Genomic DNA, 22,465 nt, shown 5'->3' on the forward strand with positions numbered 1-22,465 from the left:
ACGGGGGCGGCGAGCCTCCTCGGCGCGGACGGGCCTTGTCTCACCACGCCGGCCCCCGCGCGCCGCGCCTGCGGGGTCTCCCCGCCCGCTCCGGGAGCCTCGCGCCGCGATCCGTCGCGCTCCGCAAGATCCCGCCCGCGCGAGTCTCCCTCCGCCCATGCGGCGGGAGGGGCAACTCACCGCCGCGTCAGTCTTTCGTGCGGCCGGCCCGCCCGAGTTCGGCCGCCTCGGCCCGCAGTTCATCGAGCGCGTCCTCGGGAACCAGGTGCCCCGCCTCGCGGTGCCGCAGCAGGTGCTCCACCATCGCGGCCTGATCGGGCGTCACGGTATCGCCGTTCTCGCGGAGCGCGCATTTGCAGCAGATGAACTGGTCCCCATCCGCCTCAAAGACGTATACGTCGCTCATGGCGCCGAACCGGCAGAACGCCATCGCGACCTCACCTCATCCGCGTCTTCAGGTACCGGGCACTGAGCACCGGGCACTTGGCACTGAGCACTTCCTTCTGTTTCCCTCGCACTCACGCACCCCGCACCCCGCACTCACGCACTTCGGTTCAATCGCTTCCGTTCACGTACGCCCGGATCATGTCCTGCCAGTACGGCCAGTCGTGCGCCCAGCCGTCCCAGATGCGCAGGGCGTTGCCCACGCCCTTGTCCCACAGGATGCGGCTCAGGTGGCGGTTGTTTTCCACGAAGCTGTCGTCGTGCCCCGTCGCCAGGATGATGTCCATCCGGCGCAGCGCCTCCAGGTGCCCGTGGTCGCTCAGGTCGCTGATGAAGTGCGACGGGTTGTTGGCGTAGACCGCCTCGTCGTAGTGCCCCGCCGCGAACTGGCGGATGTCGTACATCCCGCTCAGCCCGATCACCCGGTTGAAGGCGTGCGGATGCCGCAGCGCCATCGTCACGGCGTGGTACGCGCCGAAGCTGGCCCCGGTAGCGATGACGAACGGGTTGTCGTTGCGGCTGCGCGAAAAGGGCAGCACTTCGTTCAGGATGTACGACTCGTACTGGAACTGGCGCTGCGCCCGGTCGTGCGGATGCTTGCCGCGCGCGTACCAGCTTTCGCCGTCCACACTGTCCACGCAGATGATCTGCAGCCACCCGTTGCGAAGCTGCTCGCCCAGCGTGTCCATCATCCCGCGGTCTTCCCACTCGTAGAAGCGGCCCATGGAGGTGGGAAAGACCACCATGCGGGCTCCGGCATGGCCAAACACGAGCAGTTCCATCTCACGCCCCAGCGAGGGGCTGTGCCAGCGGTGGTGCTCACGGTTCACGGAAGCTCATCTCCGGTGCGGGGCGCAGGGCGAGACAGCGGCGGGCCGGGCGCACGCTCCGCAAGCCTCGCACCGGGCCAACGTACGCCCCCTCCGCGCGGGGGAAAAGGGGCGCGAGCCGTGTGGATGAAACACCCATCAACGCAGACGGGCGCGGATCACTCCGCGCCCGTCCTCCGCACCCTCGCACCCGCGTTCGGGATCGATCAATTCCCGTCAGCGCCACCCCGCCAGCAACCCGACACGGCAACGCTCACCTCTCACCAACAACACTCTTGACGCCACCTATCGTCGACACCGTATTGTAGCCCAACCCTCTTCAAGAAAGGACGATCATGAGAACATCGATGCGCAGTTTCACAGCCGCCCTGTTGAGCGTATTTCTTGGCGTCACACCTTGCCGCGTCGCAGCGCAAGTACGGAGTATTCCGATGCCGTATGACAATTGTGCATACCTTGGGACCGGCTCACCGGGAGATCCACACGAGTACTTCGTCTGGATGTGCTGGAACAACGACAATCAGGGGTACGCGCTGGTCTACATCCCCACGGGACGGTACTAGCCGGTTTGCGTCATCAGTAGCGGCGGCGCGCCTACTGCGCCGCCGCTTGGTACCCGCCGGTATCAGGGTTCTTGCTCCGCTCGGCTGCGGGAACCAACACTCACCTCCACGCCTCATTCGACTTGCTTGGCGTTCGATCCCTCCCCCGATCGCGCCAAGTGTACTTCCACCACTTGATCCTGATCAGGACGTCCAGTCGAAGACGTCCGCTGTATCGACGCGCATCACCGCCATCCCGCCGGCAGCCGCCGCACGACGACGTGCTCCACATCGTCCTCATCCCGCTCGATGAACGCCGCCAGCCCGCCGCGGCTGATGGCGGCGGGCAGCTTCATCGCGGTCGTCGTGCCCAGGTACTGTCCATCACTGGTGATCAGATCCAGCGGCCCGGGCTCACCCGCGACAGGCCCGGTGCGCTCCACCCAAAGCCGGCCAGTCGGCGTAGCCAGGAGTCCCTGCAGGGTCATCACGGTATCAGCGAAACGGGTGCTCGAGAGCAGTTCTTCCCGGCGTCGCCGAATCTCGTCTGCGGTCGGGCCGGCCCTGCCCGCGGCTGACACGGAGAACACTCCGGCCCCACTCGCAATGCGAGCCCGTTCCGCCGTCAGCCATGCTTCGCGGTCCGCCGCGGTCGTGAGGCGCGGACGAATTGGGCGCTGCAGGTAGTGAGTAGTCTGCCCATCCAGGCCCACGAGGCGAATGGTGTATCCCGTGGTAAAACTCACCGCCATCTGCCCGTTGGACAGCACCGCAACCAGGTTTCGAGGCGAGAACACAGGCTGGCTGAGAAACACCGCCATCCTTGACCCCGAAGACCCCGAGCCTCTGGACGTTGACGCTGCTTCGCGAGAGGGGATGCCGAACACGCGCCGCGGCTCTCCGCCCGCAAACCCGAACAGCATCAGGGGCGTAACGTCGGATGCCGTTGCACCGCCAGCGGCCATCGTGGCCGCGGGCGCGGGCCGCACCGGCGTCACAATCCCCTGCCGATGCAGCGCGAGGGGCGCGCCGAATCCCATGGACATCCACGGCGTGGTAAGCACGTTGCGCACAAATGTCCCATCCGGCCGGAACAACGCGTACCCGAAGCGGGCCACGTCGGCAACGACGACTGTACCGTCCGGCGCTACACCCACCTGTGCGGCCGAGAGCAGCTCTCCGGGCCCTTGACCACGCCTGCCGATCTGCCGCAGGAACCGTCCGTTCGGCCCGTACACCATCACCCGTGCGTTCTGCCGGTCCAGCACGTACAGGTTTTCCGCCGCGTCGAACGCCACGCCGGCGACCGCGCCAAACATCTGCTCTTCGCTGCCCTCCGCGGCGCCGAGCGTGTAGACGGCCGCGGGGGCACCGGCGAGCGGGCGGTCCTCGCGCGGAAGCGTGACGACCCGGCCCTGCGCCCCCGCGTTCGCCGCCAGCAGCGCAATCGCCAGCAGCGGCGCCGCGCCCCTCATCCCGATGTGCCTCATGTCCGTCCGCGTGTGCTGAAATGTGATGAGCGGCGGCGCATCCGGTGCGCCGCCGCCCATTCCGATTCCGCCACCGTCCGGGTGGTTGCTCGTCTCCCCCGCCGATCCGCCGGTTTGTACCACGGGTGCCGGCACGCGTGTGGACCGTCGCCGCGATCTCCTTCACCCGCGCCAGAACGAGAACGGGGCGCGGATCGCTCCGCGCCCGTCACCCGTCACTTCCCCCGCGCCCCTCCGCTCACCCCCGCGCCCTCCGCGTGAAACTAGAGACTTTCCGCCGCGCTCGGGCCTTCTCCCGTGCGGATCGCCATCCGCCGGATCAGCGCCACCCCGCGGGGAGCCGCCGGACCACGACGCGGGCCACGTCATCCTCGTCCGTCTCGATGAACGCCGCCAGTCCGCTCGCGCTCACGGCGTCGGGCAGCTTCATGGCCGACGTGGTCCCCAGGTATTCGCCCCGCGCCGTGATCAGGTCCAGCGGCCCGGGCTCATCCGCCGTGGCGGTGCGCTGCACCCAGATGCGCCCCGACGGCGTGGTCCGCAGCGCACGGACCGCCGCGATCGTGTCGGCAAAGGTCAATCCCGAGACGTACTCCTCCACCGACGCGGAACTCGGCGCCGTGGACCGTCCGCCGGACGAAGATCCGCTCAGCTGCCGCATGGACTCGCGGGCACGGTCGCGCGCCCGCTCGCGGTCCGCCTCCGTGGTCACCCGCGCGCGCATGGGGCGCTGCAGGTAGCGCGCGGTCTGCCCGTCCGGGCTCAGGATGCGGATGGTGTAGCCGTTGGTGAAGGTGAGGGCCATCTCCCCGCCGGGCAGCACCCCGAAGCTGGGCGACGGGGCAAAGACGGGCGGGCCCTGCATCATCATCGTTCGCGTCACGTTGCGCACCGATCCGCTGCCGCTGCTCTGCTCCGTCTGCTCCACCCGGCTGAACTCCGGGATCCGAAAGAGCCGCACCGCCGCGCCGCCCGCCAGCGGTTGAAACAGCAGCGGCACCGAGGTTTCCGTCCGCGAAAAGTTGCCCTCGCGCGAGGCCGGATTGCGGAACGTGCCCACCACGCCGCCGCGCGGGTGCCACGCGAACCCCGCCCCCGTGCCGAAGCCGAGCCGCTCCATCGGCACGTCGCGCAGATAGGCGCCGTCCGGGCCAAAGACGATGAACCCGGCGCGCACGGCGTCGTGCACCACCACCCGGCCGTCCGGGGTCACGGCGAACTGCATGGGATGGGAGAACTCGCCCGGCCCTTCTCCCTTCCCGCCGATCTGCCGGATGAACCGCCCCGTGGGCCCGTACACCATGACGCGGGCGCTCTGCCGGTCCAGCACGTACAGGTTGTCGCGCGCGTCGAACGCCACGCCGGCCACCACGCCGAACATCTGCTCGTCGCTCCCCTCCGCCTGGCCGACGGAAAAGACCTGCGCGGGCGTCCCGGCCAGCGGCCTGTCGCGCGCGGGGAGCGGAATCACGCGGGCCTGTGCCCGCGCCCCGGTCGCCAGGACGAGCGCGGAAAGGACCGAGGCGGCAACCCGGATCATCGGTTTCATGGGATTGAGACTGGGTGGGATGGAAAGGTCCGGCCCGGCGAGCCGGCGGCACCCGCCGGGGATGCCGCGGCCCGCGCCGGGGATTGCGGGTCAGGCGGACGGCTCCAGGGTGAACTCCGTGCGCCCCGTCAGTACGTCCGTGCCGGCCAAGCGCACGCGGACGGGAGTGCCCGGCTCCGGCGCCGTCACACCTTCCGCCAGCTGCGCGACGGCGCGCACCGGCGGATCGTCGATCTGCACCTCCACGCCGTGGCCGCGCGTGTCCAGGCACGTGGCGGGAAACACCTCGCCGACGCGCTCGCGCAGCACCCACGCCTCCGCCACGTCCACCGACCGGCGCTCCAGCTTTGACTCGCGCGTTTCCGCCTCGTTCATCACCGCGGGAACGCGGGCCAGCGTCTCCGCCTCCTCCGCCGAGGGACGCGCGCCAGCGGCCAGGGTCACGAGCAGGTCCAGCACGTAGCGGTCGCCCAGGCGGCGGAGCGGCGCGGTGGCGTGGGCGTACTGCATGGCCAGCGCGTGGTGCACGGGGTCCGCGGGCGGCTCGCCGTTGAAGGCGACGTAGTCCGCGCCGCGCATCACCGGTCGCGCCTGCCACACCAGCGGCGTCAGCCGGGGATGTGCGCGGTCCAGCGAGTGGATGAACTCCGCGTAGGCCATCCCTTCCGGCCACGCGAAGCCCATCGCCAGCGCCGCGCGGCGGAACTTTTCCACCGCGCGGGGATCGGCGCCGCCCATCACCCGGAGCATTCCGATCCCGCCACGCACCATCTCCACCGCCGCCTGGTGCCCGATCAGCAGCGACACCTGCTCGTTCCACTCCTCCGAAGGCGCCGGCTGCTCGAATTCCAGCTCGTACCCCAGCCGCTGCGCGGTCATCTGCGCCACGTGCTGGCTGACGAGGGGGAGGGAGACGCCGCCGCGCGCCGCCTCCTGCGCGCGCCGCAACTCGCCGAAGCGCCGCATCTCCGTCAGCGTCCCCGCCCATTCCTCGGATGCGAAGAGCGTTTCGCCCTCGCACACGTGCTCCGTCACCTGCGCGTACGTGAGCTGCGCGCGGCTGCGCACGATGGCGGGCGAGACCTGGAATCCGGTGACCTCCGCTTTGTCATCCAGCGTAAAGTCGAAGAGGATGCACGGCCGGTCCTCGTCCGCCAGCAGGCTGCCGGCCTGCTGGCTGATCTCCGGCGGATACAGCGGCTCGCGGTGGTCCGGCGTGTAGAATGTGACGCCGCGCTTCCACGCCTCCTGCTCTACCGCGCCGCCGCGATCCACCCAGAATCCCACGTCGGCGATCGCGTAGAACAGACGGAAGCCGTCACCGTCCGTGCGCTGGATGCACACCGCCTGGTCCAGGTCGCGGCTCCCCGGCGGATCCACGGTCACCAGCGGCAGGTCGCGCCGGTCCCCGTGCTTTTCGGACGGCGCGACGGGACGCTTCGCCGCCTCCACCGCGGCGGCGACCACCTCCGGCGGAAAGCCGCTGCGCACGCCGAACTCCGCGCGCGCCGCGTCCAGCGCCTGCTCCACCGTGCTCTGCTCGCCGTCCGCCATCGCGTCTCCGTGGGATGATGATCATCTGCTCCGCGCCCAAGGTGCGGGCGGTGCCGCCGTCCGCGCAACGCATCCGCCGTTCACGGACGCGAAAAGGCCCCGGCTCCATGCGGAGTCCGGGGCCGTTCTCCATCGATCAGAACGCGGTCAGGCGAAGGCCAGCGAGTTGGCGTCGTGAAACTGGTTGGCGGCTTCGATGAAGTCCTCAAACAGCTTGCGCGTTCCCGCGTCCGAATCGATCAGCATCTCGGGATGCCACTGCACGCCCACCAGGAACTGCCCCTCGCGCGTGCCTTCCAGCGCCTCCACCAGCCCGTCCGGCGCCCACGCGGTGGCGGCCAGGCCGTCGCCCAGGCGGTCGATGGCCTGGTGGTGCATGGAGTTCACCATCGCCGTGTCGCCCAGCGCGGCCTGCAGCCGCGAGCCCGGGGCAATGCGGATTTCGTGCGCCAGGTGGTCGCGCGCCCAGCCCGCGCCGGGAAAGTAGTCGTGCTTGATGGCGCCGGGAAACAGCTCCGCGCAGTCCTGCACCAGCGTGCCGCCCGCGGCCACGTTGATGACCTGCTGGCCGCGGCACACGCCCATGACCGGCTTGCCGTCTTCCAGCGCCCACCGGGCGAACATCAGCTCCACGTAGTCGCGGGCCAGGTCGGTGCGGCCGCACAGCTGGTGGCGCTCGGCGCCGTACGAGGCGGGATCCACGTCCACGCCGCCGGCGATGAACACGCCGTCCAGCCGCTCGTAGATGCCGCGCAGCGTCTCGGGATCGTTTTCCAGAAGCGGCACCATCCACGGAATGGCGCCCACCGAGGTGCACGCCAGAAAGTAGCGCTGGTTCATGACCCACGACGCCGGAAGATCTTCCGGAATGCGGTCGATGGACTGCAGCGTCTGCGTGGGAATGCCGATGACGGGGCGCTGGCGCATCTGTAAACCTGCTTCCTTCCTGAACCTGCGTGAATCTGAAGAGCGACCGCTGGACTGATTGGACCGGCCCCCGGGGGTGGCAAGATCGGGACCGCCCGGCAACATGCACGCGGCCGGCCCATCATGCAACCATCTCGTTACACCCGGGCGGGACATCTGTTTCCCGCGCGCGTTCGAGGGGTGGATCAGAGGCCCTGGGGAAGCCGGGCCGGGGCGGATTCGTGCAGCGGGGCGGCGGCGGGCGCGGGGTTGGAGTCCGCCGGAACCAGGTTGACGGGCGACTTGCCGCGCCGGCCCAGCACCAGTTCCGCGTAGCCGTTGCCGGGGTCGCCGCCCTTGCGGCGGATGCGCGCGACTGTGCCCGGGCCGCGGTTGTACGCGGTGAGCGCCTCCTGCTCGTCGCCGTCGTACACGGCCAGCAGCTGCTTCAGGTAGCGGAAGCCCAGCCGCAGGTTGGTGTCGCGGTCCACGATCTGTTCGCGGGTAATGCCGGGCTGCAGCTCCGCCGCGGTCGCCGGCATCAGCTGGGTGAAGCCGAGCGCGCCCACGTGGCTTCGCGCGTGCTGCCGGAACTCGCTTTCCACGCGCACCAGGCGGAATGCGAGTTCCGTGTCCAGCCGCTCTGCCCGCGCCGCGCGTTCGATGGCGTCGGCCAGGTCCATGGGAATGCCGTACTGCCGCGCGTAGCCGGCCACCATCCGCTCGCGGGCCTCTTCGGCGCGCATGGCGCCGAGCGCCGCGTCCACCCGGTCCCACGCGCGTCCCGCCACCGCCCGCGTAGGCGGAAAGATCAGCAGCGCCGCCACGAGCCCCATCACCAGCCACGCGCGCCGGTCCACCCGCCCCGCCGCCGCGCGCGCCGAACCCGCGCGGCGCCTGGGGGCGCGGCGCGGCGTCGTGGGATTGCGGCGGCGGTTCGGTGATCGAGGAGGCATGTCGCTCGGCGGATCATCGGTCAGAGGATGACTCGGAAGCTAACCCCATCCGCCGCAACGCGCGACAGTCATGTGTGATGGGGCCGGGAGATGACAAGCAACCCCGCTGTTCGGCGCCGCTGTCAGGGTTGATGAATCCGACGTAGCTCAGTGCGTCAATCCACCTGTCCACGTGATCGTGGATCGCAGGCGAAGTTCTCCCCTCTCCGTGCGGCGGTTTGCACGGGGAGGGGCCGGGGGAGGGGCCCGCGAGGCCGACGGCCCGCCCAGAGTTTGTGCCGCGAGCGAACCCCGTTGAGCGAATGAATCCGCCGCTCAAACAGCGGAAAGCCCCGACACATGGCCGCTGTCGCGTCCACGTTCGGGGCTTCAACCGCAAACAGAATCACCGGCGAAAAAAGGGGGCGGATTGCTCCGCCCCCGGGTGGAACCTACTAACCGGTCTGGCCGGGTTTCAGATCCGCTTTGATACTACTCATCTCCCAGCGGTCTGTCAAGAGCGTGCGATTTGCGCGGTCTCGCATCCTATTTCGAGGCCAGACAGCTGCATCTCACGCCGACGTGCGGGACGGCAGAACGGGAGACCAATGGGGCCGGAGCAGGACCATCTACCGCGCCGATCCACCTATTCCCCATTCCCTATTCCCTATTCCCTGGCCCTTCCACGTCCGCCCACCGCACCAGCTCCCGCAGCGGCGCGCGGCCGTCGTGGTGCCACCAGGGCGGCGGCCACGCCATCGAACCCAGCGGGGAGAAGCGGCTGGCCCCCAGCGGCGCGAGCACCTCCGCCACGGTCCGCATCTCCTCCGCCGTGCCGCCCACGCCCACCGTCTGCAGCACCGCGCCATACGGCTCCACCAGCCCGGCGATCTCCGCCAGCGAGCCCACCGGCTTCACGCGGACGAGGCGGTTCAGGCACGACGCCACGAAGTCCGGACGGGGATCGTGGACGACGGTCCACGCCGTCCCCTCCGCCGAGGCGTGCAGCCGCATCCCGCCGCCGCCCGCCTCCGCGAACTCCGCTTCCGCGCGCAGCTGCCGGATCGCGGACGACTCACCCGGCGCCAGCGTGCCGCGTGGCAGTTCGCGCTCCACGCCCGCCATCTCCTCCGCCAGCATCGCCGACCACTCGTGCGGCGACACGCGGCCGCCCTCCTCCACGTAGAACAGATGCGGAGAAACGCATCCCTGCTGGTCGAACGTGGACGCGTCTCGCGCGGCGCCGCGGGCGGCCTCGCGCGCAGCGCCGCCGTCCAGCGCGCCGCGCGCGACCACGCCGAACGACACCTTGGGCCCGTAGCCCAGGAACCGCGCCGAGGCCGGCGTGCGCGCGCGGATGGCGCTCACCGCCTCCGCCCCGCCATAGACGACCACCGCGTCGGCCCCGTCCAGCGCGGCGCGCTCCATCATCTCGTCCCCGCCGGGCCAGTACGTCACGGCCAGGCACGAGCCCAGCTCCGCGTCCGCCTCCGCCACGCCGCGCGCAAAGAGCGCGGCCAGCAGCGGCTCGCCCACGGCCGCCTTGCCCAGCGTGGCCGCCTTCACCAGCAGCGAGCGGATCAGCGACGTCACCGCTACGCCCGGCACGTTGCCGCTGAACACGTGCACCGCCAGCCGCGGCCCGAACGCCGCGTGCAGCCCGCCGGAACGCGCCACGGGCTGAAACCCGTCCAGCACCCGCGGATCACCGAACTCCGCCCGCAGCAGCTCGCGCAGCCGGGGCGCGCGCCAGTCCGCCGCCATGCGGTCCAGCACCAGGCGGATCATCGCCGGCGAATACGCGGTCACGGCGGGAAGCGCGCGCTCCGCCGCCTGCCGCAGCGGGTCCGCCGGGTCCAGCAGGCGCGCCGCGACGGCGTCCACCACGTTGATGATCTCCGCGACGGGGCGGCGGGCCAGCACGCGGTCGCGCGCGGCCACCAGCGCCTCCACCTGCCGCTTCAGGTCCGCCGGGGCCAGGCGCGGGATGCGCACCTCGAACGCGTCCTCGCCCTTGCCGTACGACCATGTGGTCGCGCGCGGATGCTCCAGCGCGGGCAGGTGAAAGGCGTCGATCACCGAGGGGCGGCTGGCGTTCACCGGCATGATCTGTCCGCCGTGCGGATGTGCATCACAGGAAATCCCAGAACGTGGGATTGGCTTCCACGATCACCTCCCACCGCCCGTAGCGCCCCATCCCCCGCGCCAGGTCCACGCGGATGATGTCGTAGAACAGGCCGACCCCCGCGCCGACGGACGCCATGCCGCCGCGCTCCGGAATCAGGTCCAGCGTTCCCGCCTGCCCTCCATCCACCACCACGCGCCGCCGCAGATCGTGATCGAACTCGTCGCCCGTCCACCCCGCCGCGCCGAACACCCGCCCGCGGATGAAGGGGTGCGCCACGTTCCACGAAAAGGTGGCGCGGCCAAATCCGTACACGTCGCCGCCGTACCCGCGGAACTCGTAGCCCGGCACGGTGCCGCGCCCGCCGATGCGCCACTCCGCCTGGAGCGGCACCCCGCCCAGCGCCGCGCCGGTGGAAGCCTCCAGCAGGAGTTCACCATTCCGCGGATGCCGCAGCGTGTACGCCGCGTCCACGCGCGGGCGCACGAAGGCGGCGTCTTTTTGATAGAAGTCGGTGTCCAGCACGCCGCCATCCACCGTGACTCCCAGCGACAGCCCGCGCGCCACCAGTTCCGGCGCCTCGCGGCGGAGGGAAAGGGTGCCGCCCGTCAGCGTCCCTTCCGCGATCCGGGGAACGGGGCGGAACGATCCGCCGAACACGCTGAAGTCCGAGGCCAGCCGCGCCTGCTCGTGCTTTTCCACCCGCACCGCGGCGGACGCGGTCCATCCACCCAAGGGACGTTCCGCCCGCAGTTCGCCGCCGCTGGCGTAATACGGATCGCTGTAGTCGCTCCCCGCCAGCAGCGCGGACAGCGAGTTCATCGCCCCGCTGATCACCGGCGCGTACCCCACGTCGCGCGGCTGCCGAAAGTATCCGCCGATGCCGATGCGGTCGCCCAGCGCGCCCCGCCACGCCTCCGCCTCGGCGAACGGCCTCATCGTCGCCGTCGCGATGCCGGCGCGCAGGGCCAGCGACGTGCGCTCCGCCGGCGTGACGCGGTAGCCGGCGGAGAGGGCCAGCCCCTCCGCGCGGTTGTAGCGCAGCGTCCGCGTCGCCCCGGCCAGGTCCACCCGGCTGCCGGGAAGCCCGCTCAGCAGGCGACGGCCCAGCAGTTCGGCCGCCTGCTCGCGCACCTCGCCCAGCTCCGTGGCCGGGCTGAGCCCCGCCTCGCGCAGCTCCGCGTCAATCCCTTCCTCAAAGGCGAACGCCTCGCGCTGCGCCTGGGGCACGCTCACTACGCGCCGCCCGCGGAACAGGGAGGGGGAAAGCCCCTGGTTGAAGCGGTAGTTGGAGATGCGCATCGTCCCGCGGATCATGCCGCCCGCGGGAAGGCCCAGCTCGGGAAGCTGGCGGCGGATTTCCACCTGCTGCTGAATGGGGAGCCAGAACCGGCCCTTGTACAGGCCGTTTTCCATGCGGATGTTGATGAAGTCCAGCTGCCGGTCCACGTACGACGACGGCGTGAAGGTAAAGTCCATCCGCACGATGTCGCCCGCTCGGCGGTCCACGTACACCGCGCCCACCAGCGCCGGAACGGACGGATCGCGCGGGCGCACCTCCAGCTTGTACACGCGCACCGGCTCCGCCACGCCGGGAAGGCGGATGCTGCTGCTGTCCGCCAGCCGGTAGTCGTAGATGGAGGGCGCGGCGCCGGCCGCGGGGTGCAGCACGTCGCGCACCTCGTCGCCGTCGCCCAGGCGGATCAGGTCGCCGAAGTTGTCCTGCACCACGGACAGGTGATCCTGGTGGTACTGGATGTTGGTGGGCAGGTCGCGCCGGTCGCGCAGCCCGATGATGCGCTGCTTGGCCAGGTTGGGCGCGGCCCACAGCACCTCCAGCGCCACCTGGTCCGTCTTTACCAGGGTGCGCTCGCCGGTGTCGCGCCGGTCCAGGTAGAAGTAGATGTAGCCCCGCGCGTCGGCCTGGTAGTCCACCATGCCGGTGTCGGCCTGCGTCTGCTGCCGGCGGTCGCGGGCGCGCCCCACCAGCTCCATCGCGCGGCCGGAGTTCCACGCCTCGGGCGCGGGCTCCTGCGCGCGCGCGGGAGCCGCCGCCAGCACCGCCGCCGCCAGCGCGGCGAGCATTCCCATCCCTCTGCTTGCCAACCGAGTACCGCTCCTGTGTGGATCTCTCAGAACAGGCGGTGAAAAGATAGTGCCCAGCCCGCAGTACCAGGTGCCCGGTACCAGGTGCTCAGTGACAAGTGCCCGGTCCGCGGTACCAGGTCCCCAGGTCCCGTGTGACAAGTGCCCAGTGCCGGAATCCTGGGCACTGGGCACTGGGGTCCTGGGCACCGCCGTTCTCCTACGCTCCGCAGCCGCCCGTGCTCAGCGAGATCCGCAGCGAACCGTTGATGGTGTTCTGCAGCCCTTCCTCGCTCACCCCGGCCGCGCGCGCGTAGTCCGCGCGGGAAACGGCGTAGGGAAAGTTGTCGCCCGCGCCGGCCGTAAGCCGCTGCCCGCCGGTGCTGCTGAAGCGCAGGCTCAGCACGCGGGGCAGCAGCAGCTCCGCCGGAATGGCGCCGCTGGAAAGCTCCAGCCCGATGACATCCTGCCCGTAGCTCACGCTTCCGCGCAGCTGCTGCAGAAAGTTGTCGCTCTGCCGGGTGTACACCAGGTCGTAGCCGCCGTTGAGGGCCAGCGCCAGCGTGGGCTCCGGCCGCCCGGCGGAGGGCGTGGTGTCAACCACCGTGCGCAGCAGCTCCGCCGCCGGCAGGATGGCGTTGGACGGGGTGAAGGCCAGGTCGCACACCTGGTACACGCCGGCCACCTCCGCGGGGCTCAGGCGGCTGCCGCCGGTGCCGCCGCCGCCGTCGCAGGCGGCCAGCAGCGCCGCGGCCAGCAGGGCCGCGCCAGAAAAGAATGCGTGCTTCATCAATCAACCGGGGTGCGTCTGATGTCGTCAGGCCGGAATGGCGGGCGGGGATGTACCCTGCGAGGCCCCGTCCGGGTCCGTGCCGGGCTCGCCGCCCTCCCGCTCCAGCATGGCCGCCTGCGGATCCAGGTAGGCCGTAAGGGACGACAGAATGGCGCGGTCCACCATCCCGTCGATCTGCTCCATCGCGGCGTAGGCGCCCTCCACCTGCGCGCCCACCGCCGTCAGGTGCGCCCAGATGGCGCGGCGGAACATCAGCAGCTCCAGCACCGTTTCGGCGATGTTGTAGCCGCTGAGCCGCCGCATGAAGCCGTGCACCGTGGCGAACTGCTCCGCGTCCTCGCGCGACCGGTTGATCTCCAGCCGGTCCAGAATGGCGTCGAACAGCTGCGGCACGTGGTCCAGCAGCAGCGGCTCGGCCATGGCCTGGCCCGTGGCCATGGCCTGGTTGGCGCGTACCCGCTCGATCCAGTCGCGCAGCACGGTTTCGCGCCCGCCGCGAAGCTGCTCCACGGCGCGGTTCAGGTCGCGCGCTTCACGTTCGGTGTAGAACTGCGTTTCGGTCAGGCTCACCGCGTCTCCCGGGTTGCTGGTGCCGTGCAAGCTAGCACCGCGCGCCTGCCCCCGGTAGCGTCACCCGGCGCCGGCCAGTACCAGAAACACGTCGTACAGCGCGTGCGTCCACGCCGCGATCCCAAAGCCGCGCCACACGTACAGCGCGCTGAACGCCAGCCCCGCGATCAGCCGGAAGGTGAAGCTGCCCAGCTCCAGCGGGTACGCGTACGGGCCGATGTAGTGAAAGGCGCTGAACAGGAACGCCGAGGCGATGACGGCGACCGGCGCGGCGGTGGAGCGGCGCATGCCCAGCGCGGGAAGCAGGGCCAGCAGCCCGCCGGTGAGCAGGACGCGAAAGAGCAGTTCCTCGTAGATGCCGGCGCCCAGCGAAAGCACGATTCCCTGCGCGCGGGGGAGAGACGCCAGTCCCCCGTCCGCCGCCATCCGCACGAAGCCGCCCAGCAGCGCCTGCGTCGCGGTGGAAACCACGACCCCGAACGCCAGCGCGTACACGGCGCTTTCCGCCATCATCCCCGCAAAGAACGAGGGGCGGATGGCGACGCGCTTCTTCCGCTGCTCCATCGCGATCAGGATGGCGCCGCCGATCGCCAGCGCGGCGGTAAAGGCCAGCGTCCCGCTCACGCCGCCCGCGGCCAGCAGGGTGCGCAGCAGCACGTCGGCGCCGTTGCGCATCCCGCCGCGGTCCGTGGCCGTAAGCGCGGCGCCCACCTCGTACAGAACGAGGAGCGGGAGCGCGAACAGCAGCGTGTAGGTGTGCGTGCGGGTGGTCTGCAGATAGGTGCGCATGTCCCTCTGTACGGCGGTTGCGGCGAGGCGTTCGCGGCGGCTGGCCTGTCGATTGCGAAATTCGGCCCGCGAAGCGGCGCGGGCCCCCATTGGACGGGGCAGGCGCACGGAAAGTTTCCCGGGGAGTGTGTCGATGCGGCGTACGCGGTTCGGGATGGGCACCACGGTTCTGGCCGCGCTCCTGTGCGCGGGGTGCAGCGTGCTGGGCGGCGGATCGGCCTCCGCGCCAACGCCGGCGCAGGTGGCCGAGCGCACCGTGCAGGACACCACCATCGCGCGCGAGGTGGAGGCGCGCATGGCCGCGGAGCCCTCCATCGGCGCGGGAAAGGTACGCCCCATGGTCAGGGACGGCCAAGTGCAGCTTCACGGCGCGGTGCAGGGCTTTGGCGCGCTGCAGTGCTCGCTGGCCAACGCGGGGTTGGTGCCCGGCGTTACGCTCGTGGTCGACATGCTGGTGCTGCAGCCGGGGCCCGCGCGGGTCACCTGCCTGGCGCCGCGCGTTTTCGGACAGCCGCGCGCGGAATGATGGCTGGGTGAACTGCCCTCACGCGGGGGTCGCGGAGGACGCGGAGGTCGCGGGGGGAACCGCAGAAAACGGCCGGTCTCACGCAGAGCAGCAGAGGCGCGGAGAAGGGCTTGGAGCAGGAGGATCGATGCCGATCCTCCTGCTCTTTTTTCGTAACTTTTCTGCGGGACCGCATCCTTGCGGGAGGTCGGTTCTGTACCGTTTTCGGCGTACCGGAAACCGCCATCGTCAGTACGGATGGCAGGCGGATGCTTGGCTTTGCGCCTGTGTCGGGAAGGGGGAGCGGGGTTGCGGGATCTCTTTGGTTCGTTTACCATCCGGAGCAAGAAGTGGACAAAGAAGACGGACTTTACGAACGGTCAACAAGGGCCATGGAAGCCGTTCGTGCCGTCGTATCCGTACGGGCAGAAGGGGCCGAATGAGCCACTCCCGCCCGTCCGCCGGAATGGGCAGGAGCGATGGACCATCGGGCTGTGCCGCTGGAGGTGCTCAGGGAGTTTGCGCGGGATGAATCCGAGCGCACTTCGCTGCGCCAGGTGGCGACAATGCTGGGGCTGGGACGCACCACGCTGCAGAAGTTCATCGGCGCCGAAACGACGCCGCACCCGCGCGTGCGCCGCAAGATCGCGCTCTGGTACCTGGAAGCCGGGCCCGGCGGCGACGCGGCCGTGCCCGCGCGCGCACCCTCCCCGTACGGCTCGGCGGTCGACACGCTGCTGGACGGCATCGACCAGGCCCGCCACCACGACGCCCGCGCCGAACTGCTCGACGCCATCGCCGCGCTGCACGCCGCGCACGGATCGGGGCCGCCCGCCTGGCTCGCCGAACTGCGCGGGGAGTGAGCGCTTGATGGTCATCCGCTGAAGACATCATCGATCATCCGCTGGAGCAGCATCGATGTCGGCTGGAGATCATCATCTGTCATCCGCCTGAAAGGTCGATCGACCGCGGGATCGTCAGCCGCTGGCGATCGTCATCTACCGAAAAACAGAAAGCCCCGCCTTCCCGGCGGGGCTTTCTGTTTCAGTCATCCAGCGTGGATCAGGGGGCGACGTCGTAGAAGACGAGGTCCTTTTCGCGATCCACCGTGGTGCGCATGGTCCACTCGCTGTCGAACAGGACCAGCGGCTTCTGCTTGGCGTCGTACACCAGCATGCGGCCGTGTCCGTGCGCCAGCCGCTCGATCTCGCGGATGGGTCCATCCACCCAGCGCGCGCCCGTGTACGACATGTGCTCCAGCCGGGCGCGCACGTTGTACTCGTGCTCCAGCCGGTGCAGCAGCACGTCGAACTGCAGCTTGCCCACGGCGCCCACGATGGGCGCCGGGCCGGTGAGCGACTCGGCGTAGAACACCTGCGCCGCGCCCTCTTCCGAGAGCTGCTGCAGCCCCGTATCCAGCTGCTTGCGCTTCATGGGATCGCCGATGACGATGCGCGCGAAGTGCTCCGGGCTGAAGCGCGGAATCCCCCCGAACTCCAGGTCGCCGTCCGCCGACAGCGTGTCGCCGATGCGCAGGTTGCCGCGGTCGTGAATGCCGATCACGTCGCCCGGCCACGCTTCTTCAATCAGCGTCCGCTCGCGCGCCATGAACTGCGTGGGGCTGGCCAGGCGAATGGGCTTGCCGCTGCGGATGTGCTTTACCTGCATTCCCGCCTCGAACCGGCCGGAGCACACCCGCACGAAGGCGATGCGGTCGCGGTGCTTGGGGTCCATGTTCGCCTGGATCTTGAACACGAATCCCGTGAACGACGTTTCCTCCGGCTCCACCATGCGCGTGTCGGCCTGCCGGGGGCCGGGCGCCGGCGCCAGTTGCAGGAAGCGGCGCAGAAACGGCTCCAGCCCGAAGTTGGTCAGCGCGCTCCCGAAGAACACGGGCGACACTTCTCCCGCCAGGAACGCTTCTTCGCTGAACTCCGCGCCCGCCATCTCCAGCAGCTCCAGATCTTCCAGAAGCTGGCTGATGGCGCGTTCGGGGATGGCGGCCAGGATGTGGTCGTCGGTCAGCGCGCCCTCGTGCGTTTCCACGCGGCTGCTGCCGTGGTCCTCGCCGCGCTCGAACAGGTAGACGCGCTCGTCCACGCGGTCGTACACGCCCAGGAAGCGGTCGCCGTCCAGGATGGGCCACATCATGGGATAGCACTTCATCCCCAGCTCGCGCTCCACGTCGTCAATCAGCTGCAGCACCGGCGCGCCCGGCCGGTCGCACTTGTTGACGAAGGTGAACACGGGCGTCTTCCGCAGCCGGCACACCTCAAACAGCTTGCGCGTCTGCTCCTCGACGCCCTTGCGGTTGTCCAGCAGCATGACGGCGCTGTCCGCGGCCATCAGGGTGCGGTAGGTGTCTTCGCTGAAGTCCTGGTGGCCAGGGGTGTCCAGCAGGTTGATGGACTTGCCCAGGTACTCGAACTGCAGGACGCTGGAGGTCACGGAAATGCCGCGCTCCTGCTCCATCTGCATCCAGTCCGAGGTGGCGTGCCGCGCCGCGCGGCGTGCCTTGACGCTCCCCGCCAGGTGAATCGCGCCTCCGTACAGAAGGAGCTTTTCGGTGAGGGTGGTCTTGCCCGCGTCGGGGTGGCTGATAATGGCAAAGGTCCGCCGCCGGCGGACCTCTTCGCTCAACGTGCCGCTCATGGAAATCGTTGTACGAGTTTGTGTTTCAACCCTGCAATCTAACACCCCCGCCGCGCCGGTTCAACGACGGGCCCGCGGACGCGCTTCACCACGCCCCGCGCCCCGCCAAATCCCGCCCCAAGGCGTCATCCTGAGAGAGCGTGCGCCGGCCTCTCCATCACGCCGAACCCCGCGCGACCGAAGGATCTGCCGTCCTGCCGAGCCAACGCCGCGACACGCACGCCCGTTCTCGCGGGGAGAGCAGATCCTTCGTCGGCGCCAGAGTATGCGGCGGGAGCGGGTGCCTTGGGCGCCTCCTCAGGACGACGCCGGTGGCGTCTGACCCGATGCAGCCCAGACCTCGTCATCCGCCGACATCGCTCTTCCGCACGGGCGCGGATGGCGGCACATTGCCGAATCCCCGCCGCGCGTCTCCCGCCGCCATCCGCATGAACGAGCAGATCATTCCCATTCAGGACCGGGCGCAGTCCGTTGCCGGCGCGGCGGAACTGGTGGGCCACATGGCCGCGGCGGTCGGCGTGCTGGGGGCGGCGGCCGGCCAGCTTCCCGTGCGCACGCCCGGTACGGCGCTGCTGTTCGCGGTAGAGTGCGCGGCCGGCGCGGCGCTCGCCGTCGTCATCGTGCGCGAGGCGCGGCAGCGGTTCCGCAAGCGCAGGGAAGAGCGCGCGCATGGCCGGAACTGGGTGAGCCTGTTCGCCGGCGCGGTGCTCCTTCTGGACTGGTACCTGGGGGTGAGCGGCGGGGGCAAGATCATCAGCCCATCCCTCGTCGCGGCGGGAATCGCGTTCATGCAGCCGCGGCTGGACGCGCTGGCCCGGCGCCACCGCGCCCTGCGCATCACCGGCGACGGGCTGGATCTGCGCCTGGGCCGCCTTCGCCGCGTGCACGCGCGGTGGCGTGACGTGCTGCGCGTGGAAGCATCCGGCACCGAACTGCGGCTGGTGCTCACCGACGGTGGGGTGCGCCGCATCAGCCTGCGGCGCGTCATCAACCGCGAGCAGGTGGTGCGGGCGGCGCTGGAGGCCGGCCGCGTGCACGCCTCCGCATCCACCGGCGCCGCCGTGCTCGCGCGCGGCGCCTGACCGCGGTCAGCGGATCACGAACAGCTTTCCAATCAGCGACGCCACGCCGGTCAGCAGCAGCCCCAGCGGTCCCAGCACCTGCGGCCGCTCCGCATCCAGCTGAATTCCCGACAGCGCCACGCGCCCCTGCAGCCCGCGCTGCGCCGCCTCCAGCGCGTCGATCTCCCCCTGCACCCGCGCCAGTTCGCGCTCCACCTGGATCAGGTCGCCCACCGCCGAGCTCTGCGACAGGTGCGCGCGCAGCCGGTCGCGCAGCGTGCGCAGGTTGGTCAGCCGCGCATCCAGGTCCGTGGCCTGCGCCGTCACGTCCTGCCTGCGGATGGAGCGCTGCCGGACGCGCCCCATGGACGCCAGCCGGTCCAGCGCGGCATCCAGCGACGGGGCGGGCACGCGCAGCACCATCCGCAATCCGTCATCTCCGCGCATCTCCGACGTTTCCACGAATCCGCCCAGCGCCGTCGCCATGCTGTCCGCCGTGCGCGCCACCGCGGGCAGGTCGTTGGCCACCAGCGACAGCCCCGCCTGCTGCGCCACCTGCCGCTGCTGCGCGCCCCGGGGCTGCACGGTGAGTTCCTCGAGCATCAATGGACCGGAGGCCGGCGGCGCCGCTTCCATGCTGGCGCCGCACGCGGCGAGCGTGAGCAGAAGGGCGGCAGGGAGGAGGGATGGGGTGATGCGCATGCGCGGCTCCGGATGTGGCGGGATCGGTGAGTTTCGGCGGGACGGCGAGAGCGCGGAATCAACGCACCGGGTGGCGTGATCGGGACAGGATGCGCGCGGTCTCGACAGGCGGCGCGCGGGGACGATACTGTTGATCCGCCGCGCCCGCGAGGTGTGTCATCCTCTCCATCCCACCCGCCCGCATCCGCCCATGCAGCCCGCCGCCCAGCGCCAGTTTCGCTACTACGACTTCATCACCGCGACCTTCGTGACGGTGCTGCTGTGCAGCAACCTCATCGGCCCAGGCAAGATCTGCGAGCTTTGGGGATTCACCTTCGGCGCGGGAATCCTCTTCTTTCCCATCTCGTACCTGTTCGGCGACGTCCTTACCGAGGTGTACGGCTACGCGCGTGCCCGCCGCGTGGTGTGGACCGGCTTCGGCGCGCTCGCCTTCGCCAGCCTGATGTCCGTGGTCGTCCTCAAGCTCCCGCCGGCGCAGGGGTTTGCGGGGCAGGCGGCGCTGGAGTCGGTGTTCGGCAGCACGCCGCGCATCGTGCTGGCGTCGCTGGCCGCGTTCTGGACGGGGGAGTTCGCCAACTCGTACGTGCTGGCGCGGATGAAGGTGGCCACGGACGGGCGGCACCTGTGGTGGCGCGCCATCGGCTCCACCGCGCTGGGGGCGGTGGTGGACAGCGCCATCTTCTATCCCGTCGCGTTCCTGGGCGTGTGGGCCACCCGCGACGTGCTGGTGGTGATGGCGACCAACTACGTCCTCAAGGTCGTGTGGGAGATCATTGCCCTTCCCGCCACGTACCGCCTGGTTGCCGCGCTCAAGCGGGCGGAGCACGAAGACTACTTCGATCGCGCGACGGACTTCACCCCGTTCTCCCTCCGGCCGGAGTAGGCGCTCCGCACGGTTCGTCTGCATCGCACGAAACGGAGGGAGGCGAAGCCGGGTGCTTCGCCTCCCTCTGTCGTTCGCGCCGTATGGCCTGGCGACACACCACCTGATCGCGATCCGTGAGAGCCTGCCATCTCGCGGGGCCGGCTGTGTCGTGAACGGCGTAATCTGATAAAAGACGCGCGGCGGGTGGAGCGTCGGCCGGCCGCGGTGCACATCCGCATCGATCCGTGTGGCGGATAGCGTGTTTCGGGATGCGGATGGATGACGATCAGCCACGAACGCGACGATCGTCATCCCCGGAAACCGAAAGGTATCCTCTCCAAAAAATGCGGATGAACTCAGCGCGGGCGCCGGCCAGCGGCACCGCGCGCCGTTGTTCGTGCGAACACTACGGTCACCTGGCGACACGCCACCTGATCGCGATCAGTAAAGGCCTGCCTCTGCGCGGGGCCGGCTGTGTCGTGAAAGGCGGAGGCCGCAAACAGACGCGCGGCGGGTGGAGCGTCGGCCGGCTACCGTGCACATCCGCATCGATCCGTGCGGCGGATGACGGGTCGTGGGATGCGGATGGATGACGATCAGTCACGAACGCGACGATCGTCATCCCCGGAAACCGAAGGGTGTCCTCCTTAAAAAATGCGGATGAACTCAGCGCGGGCGCCGGCCAGCGGCTCCGCGCGCCATCTTTCCCGCCGTTGCCGCGCCGCTCAGAAGGTGCCGGAGTCGGGCACGGGGGATTGCGGGCCCGTCGCCGCGGGCGGGGCGCCGGTGCGCTGCAGCCGCTTGGGCGCGCCCGCCGCGCAGTACGGCTGCACCACACTCATCACGCCGGGGCAGGTGGCGTCGTTCGCGCACACCTTGTTGTGCCACACCTTGGTTTCGCCGATGGAGGTGGGCGCGGGGACGCCGGTGCAGAAGCCGGGCGTGCTCTGGCTGTATTCCAGGCAGACGCGGGTGAATGTGCCCAGGATCATCCCCTCCTTGATCCCCGAAACCCCCGCCGCGCGCTTCCGTGCCTCGGCCACGCACCCCGCCTCGTCCGTCGTGCTGCCGAACTGCGCGCCCTCCTCTCCTCCCCGCGTCATTCCTTCCTTGTTGCGGTTGAAGAAGATCATCACACCCACCACAAAGAGGATGCCGATCAGCACCAGCGCGCCGCAGCCGATGCCGGCGGCCTTGAGGCACCCCTTTTTCTGCGATCCGGGCGGGGTGGGTCCGGGAACGATGGGCGGAACGCCCTGCGCGTCGGTCATGAGAATCGGGTACGGTGCGGCGGAGAAAACGATGGGGCGGTGGATGGGAATGGATGGGGCACGCGGGGCGCGCTGTCCAGAGGCGCGCGCGTCAGTCGCGGTCGTATGACTCCAGCATGGCCCGTTCTTCGTGCGCCAGAATGGCCCGCAAGGCCGCCTCCCAGGTGATGCGCTCGGTGAACGCGGCGGCCTGCGCCTCGATCCACACCTCTCGCAGCACCACCTCGCTTACGCCCACCGGCTGGCTTTCGCGCGTGCGCCGCAACTCCGCCGCGCGCCGCGCGATGTAAATGAGCGGCTCGGGGATGTCGGCTTCGGGATGCAGATAGGCGCGGCCAGCGGTTTCGTCGCTGCGGCCCTCGCTGGGATCGTCGGGGACGGGCGGCGCCTTGCCCCAGCGGCGCGGATCGGCCGCCACGCGCACGGCCAGGCTGCCTTCGGCAAACGGCTGCCACCAGTCCACCAGGCCGCCCTGAAGTTCGCCCAGCAGCTTTTCGATGGAGGCGCGGATGGGGCCGCTGCGTCCGCCCACGCGGCGGGCGCGCTCCACGATCAGCAGCAGGTCGGCGCCGGGCTGCTCGTGCGCGTAGCTCTGAATCCACCGCAGCGCCTTCTGCCGCGCGGTGTCGGGCCCCTCGCCCTGCAGATCCAGCCGGCGCATGGGCGGGTAGCGCTGATTTTCGTACTCGCGCGCAAGCTCGTTCAGCCGCATGGGCGGGTGCATCGCGGGTGCGGGGCAGGGTGGACGCGGCCCCCGTACGCACGGACGGGGCCGCGTCTCCTTCACCCCACCGCCG

General features: G+C 70.2%; 20 protein-coding genes. 4 read left to right on the plus strand and 16 right to left on the minus strand.

The window, feature by feature from the left end; all coding sequences use genetic code 11:
* Window positions 1-187 precede the first annotated feature (187 nt).
* The 12 genes from HNQ61_RS10530 to HNQ61_RS10585 all read right to left on the minus strand — a co-directional run bounded on the left by HNQ61_RS10530 (window position 188) and on the right by HNQ61_RS10585 (window position 14,612).
* Complete coding sequence (locus tag HNQ61_RS10530; RefSeq protein WP_170034370.1) at window positions 188-406, minus strand: hypothetical protein; 219 nt, start codon at window positions 404-406, stop codon at window positions 188-190.
* Window positions 407-554: 148 nt separating this feature from the next.
* Window positions 555-1,274: an alpha/beta hydrolase-fold protein gene (locus tag HNQ61_RS10535; protein WP_170034371.1), complete on the minus strand. Its 720-nt coding sequence runs from the start codon at window positions 1,272-1,274 to the stop codon at window positions 555-557.
* Between the two features lie 787 nt (window positions 1,275-2,061).
* Complete coding sequence (locus HNQ61_RS10540) at window positions 2,062-3,366, minus strand: 6-bladed beta-propeller (protein WP_170034372.1); 1,305 nt, start codon at window positions 3,364-3,366, stop codon at window positions 2,062-2,064.
* A 259-nt stretch (window positions 3,367-3,625) separates the two neighbouring features.
* Window positions 3,626-4,855, minus strand: coding sequence for a 6-bladed beta-propeller (locus tag HNQ61_RS10545; RefSeq protein WP_170034373.1), 1,230 nt, complete (start codon window positions 4,853-4,855; stop codon window positions 3,626-3,628).
* Between the two features lie 90 nt (window positions 4,856-4,945).
* Window positions 4,946-6,409 carry an RNB domain-containing ribonuclease gene (locus HNQ61_RS10550; RefSeq protein WP_170034374.1) on the minus strand — a complete coding sequence of 488 codons (1,464 nt, stop codon included), beginning with the start codon at window positions 6,407-6,409 and terminating at the stop codon, window positions 4,946-4,948.
* 147 nt (window positions 6,410-6,556) lie between these two features.
* Complete coding sequence (locus HNQ61_RS10555) at window positions 6,557-7,336, minus strand: gamma-glutamyl-gamma-aminobutyrate hydrolase family protein (protein ID WP_170034375.1); 780 nt, start codon at window positions 7,334-7,336, stop codon at window positions 6,557-6,559.
* Between the two features lie 185 nt (window positions 7,337-7,521).
* Window positions 7,522-8,271, minus strand: a complete 750-nt coding sequence (locus tag HNQ61_RS10560; protein ID WP_170034376.1) for a transglycosylase SLT domain-containing protein — start codon at window positions 8,269-8,271, stop codon at window positions 7,522-7,524.
* Between the two features lie 639 nt (window positions 8,272-8,910).
* Entirely contained in the window at window positions 8,911-10,356 is a 1,446-nt protein-coding gene (locus tag HNQ61_RS10565) for an acyl-CoA reductase (protein WP_170034377.1), read from the minus strand.
* Between the two features lie 25 nt (window positions 10,357-10,381).
* Window positions 10,382-12,481: a BamA/TamA family outer membrane protein gene (locus HNQ61_RS10570; protein WP_183685634.1), complete on the minus strand. Its 2,100-nt coding sequence runs from the start codon at window positions 12,479-12,481 to the stop codon at window positions 10,382-10,384.
* A gap of 199 nt (window positions 12,482-12,680) precedes the next feature.
* Window positions 12,681-13,250 (minus strand): hypothetical protein, encoded by a 570-nt coding sequence (locus HNQ61_RS10575; RefSeq protein ID WP_170034379.1) that lies wholly within the window; start codon window positions 13,248-13,250, stop codon window positions 12,681-12,683.
* A 27-nt stretch (window positions 13,251-13,277) separates the two neighbouring features.
* Window positions 13,278-13,823, minus strand: coding sequence for an RsbRD N-terminal domain-containing protein (locus HNQ61_RS10580; RefSeq protein ID WP_170034380.1), 546 nt, complete (start codon window positions 13,821-13,823; stop codon window positions 13,278-13,280).
* A gap of 60 nt (window positions 13,824-13,883) precedes the next feature.
* On the minus strand, window positions 13,884-14,612 hold the full coding sequence (locus tag HNQ61_RS10585) for a CPBP family intramembrane glutamic endopeptidase (protein WP_170034381.1): 729 nt from the start codon (window positions 14,610-14,612) through the stop codon (window positions 13,884-13,886).
* Window positions 14,613-14,745: 133 nt separating this feature from the next.
* Between HNQ61_RS10585 and HNQ61_RS10590 the strand changes: the two genes are divergently transcribed.
* Window positions 14,746-15,138, plus strand: coding sequence for a BON domain-containing protein (locus HNQ61_RS10590; RefSeq protein ID WP_170034382.1), 393 nt, complete (start codon window positions 14,746-14,748; stop codon window positions 15,136-15,138).
* 458 nt (window positions 15,139-15,596) lie between these two features.
* The gene (locus HNQ61_RS10595) at window positions 15,597-15,980 is read left to right on the plus strand and encodes a hypothetical protein (RefSeq protein ID WP_170034383.1); all 384 of its coding nucleotides are present in this window, start codon (window positions 15,597-15,599) and stop codon (window positions 15,978-15,980) included.
* A 199-nt stretch (window positions 15,981-16,179) separates the two neighbouring features.
* On the opposite strand, the gene HNQ61_RS10600 is transcribed toward HNQ61_RS10595, so the two are convergent.
* Window positions 16,180-17,769, minus strand: coding sequence for a peptide chain release factor 3 (locus HNQ61_RS10600; RefSeq protein WP_170034384.1), 1,590 nt, complete (start codon window positions 17,767-17,769; stop codon window positions 16,180-16,182).
* Window positions 17,770-18,197: 428 nt separating this feature from the next.
* Between HNQ61_RS10600 and HNQ61_RS10605 the strand changes: the two genes are divergently transcribed.
* Window positions 18,198-18,851, plus strand: coding sequence for a hypothetical protein (locus tag HNQ61_RS10605; protein ID WP_170034385.1), 654 nt, complete (start codon window positions 18,198-18,200; stop codon window positions 18,849-18,851).
* Window positions 18,852-18,857: 6 nt separating this feature from the next.
* Here HNQ61_RS10605 and HNQ61_RS10610 read toward each other — a convergent pair whose 3' ends face one another.
* Complete coding sequence (locus HNQ61_RS10610; RefSeq protein WP_170034386.1) at window positions 18,858-19,532, minus strand: DUF4349 domain-containing protein; 675 nt, start codon at window positions 19,530-19,532, stop codon at window positions 18,858-18,860.
* Between the two features lie 190 nt (window positions 19,533-19,722).
* Between HNQ61_RS10610 and HNQ61_RS10615 the strand changes: the two genes are divergently transcribed.
* Window positions 19,723-20,415, plus strand: a complete 693-nt coding sequence (locus HNQ61_RS10615; RefSeq protein ID WP_170034387.1) for a queuosine precursor transporter — start codon at window positions 19,723-19,725, stop codon at window positions 20,413-20,415.
* A gap of 707 nt (window positions 20,416-21,122) precedes the next feature.
* On the opposite strand, the gene HNQ61_RS10620 is transcribed toward HNQ61_RS10615, so the two are convergent.
* Entirely contained in the window at window positions 21,123-21,668 is a 546-nt protein-coding gene (locus HNQ61_RS10620) for a hypothetical protein (RefSeq protein WP_170034388.1), read from the minus strand.
* A gap of 91 nt (window positions 21,669-21,759) precedes the next feature.
* Window positions 21,760-22,392 carry a hypothetical protein gene (locus HNQ61_RS10625; protein WP_170034389.1) on the minus strand — a complete coding sequence of 211 codons (633 nt, stop codon included), beginning with the start codon at window positions 22,390-22,392 and terminating at the stop codon, window positions 21,760-21,762.
* Window positions 22,393-22,465 lie beyond the last annotated feature (73 nt).

This window comes from Longimicrobium terrae (assembly GCF_014202995.1).
GTDB lineage: Bacteria > Gemmatimonadota > Gemmatimonadetes > Longimicrobiales > Longimicrobiaceae > Longimicrobium > Longimicrobium terrae.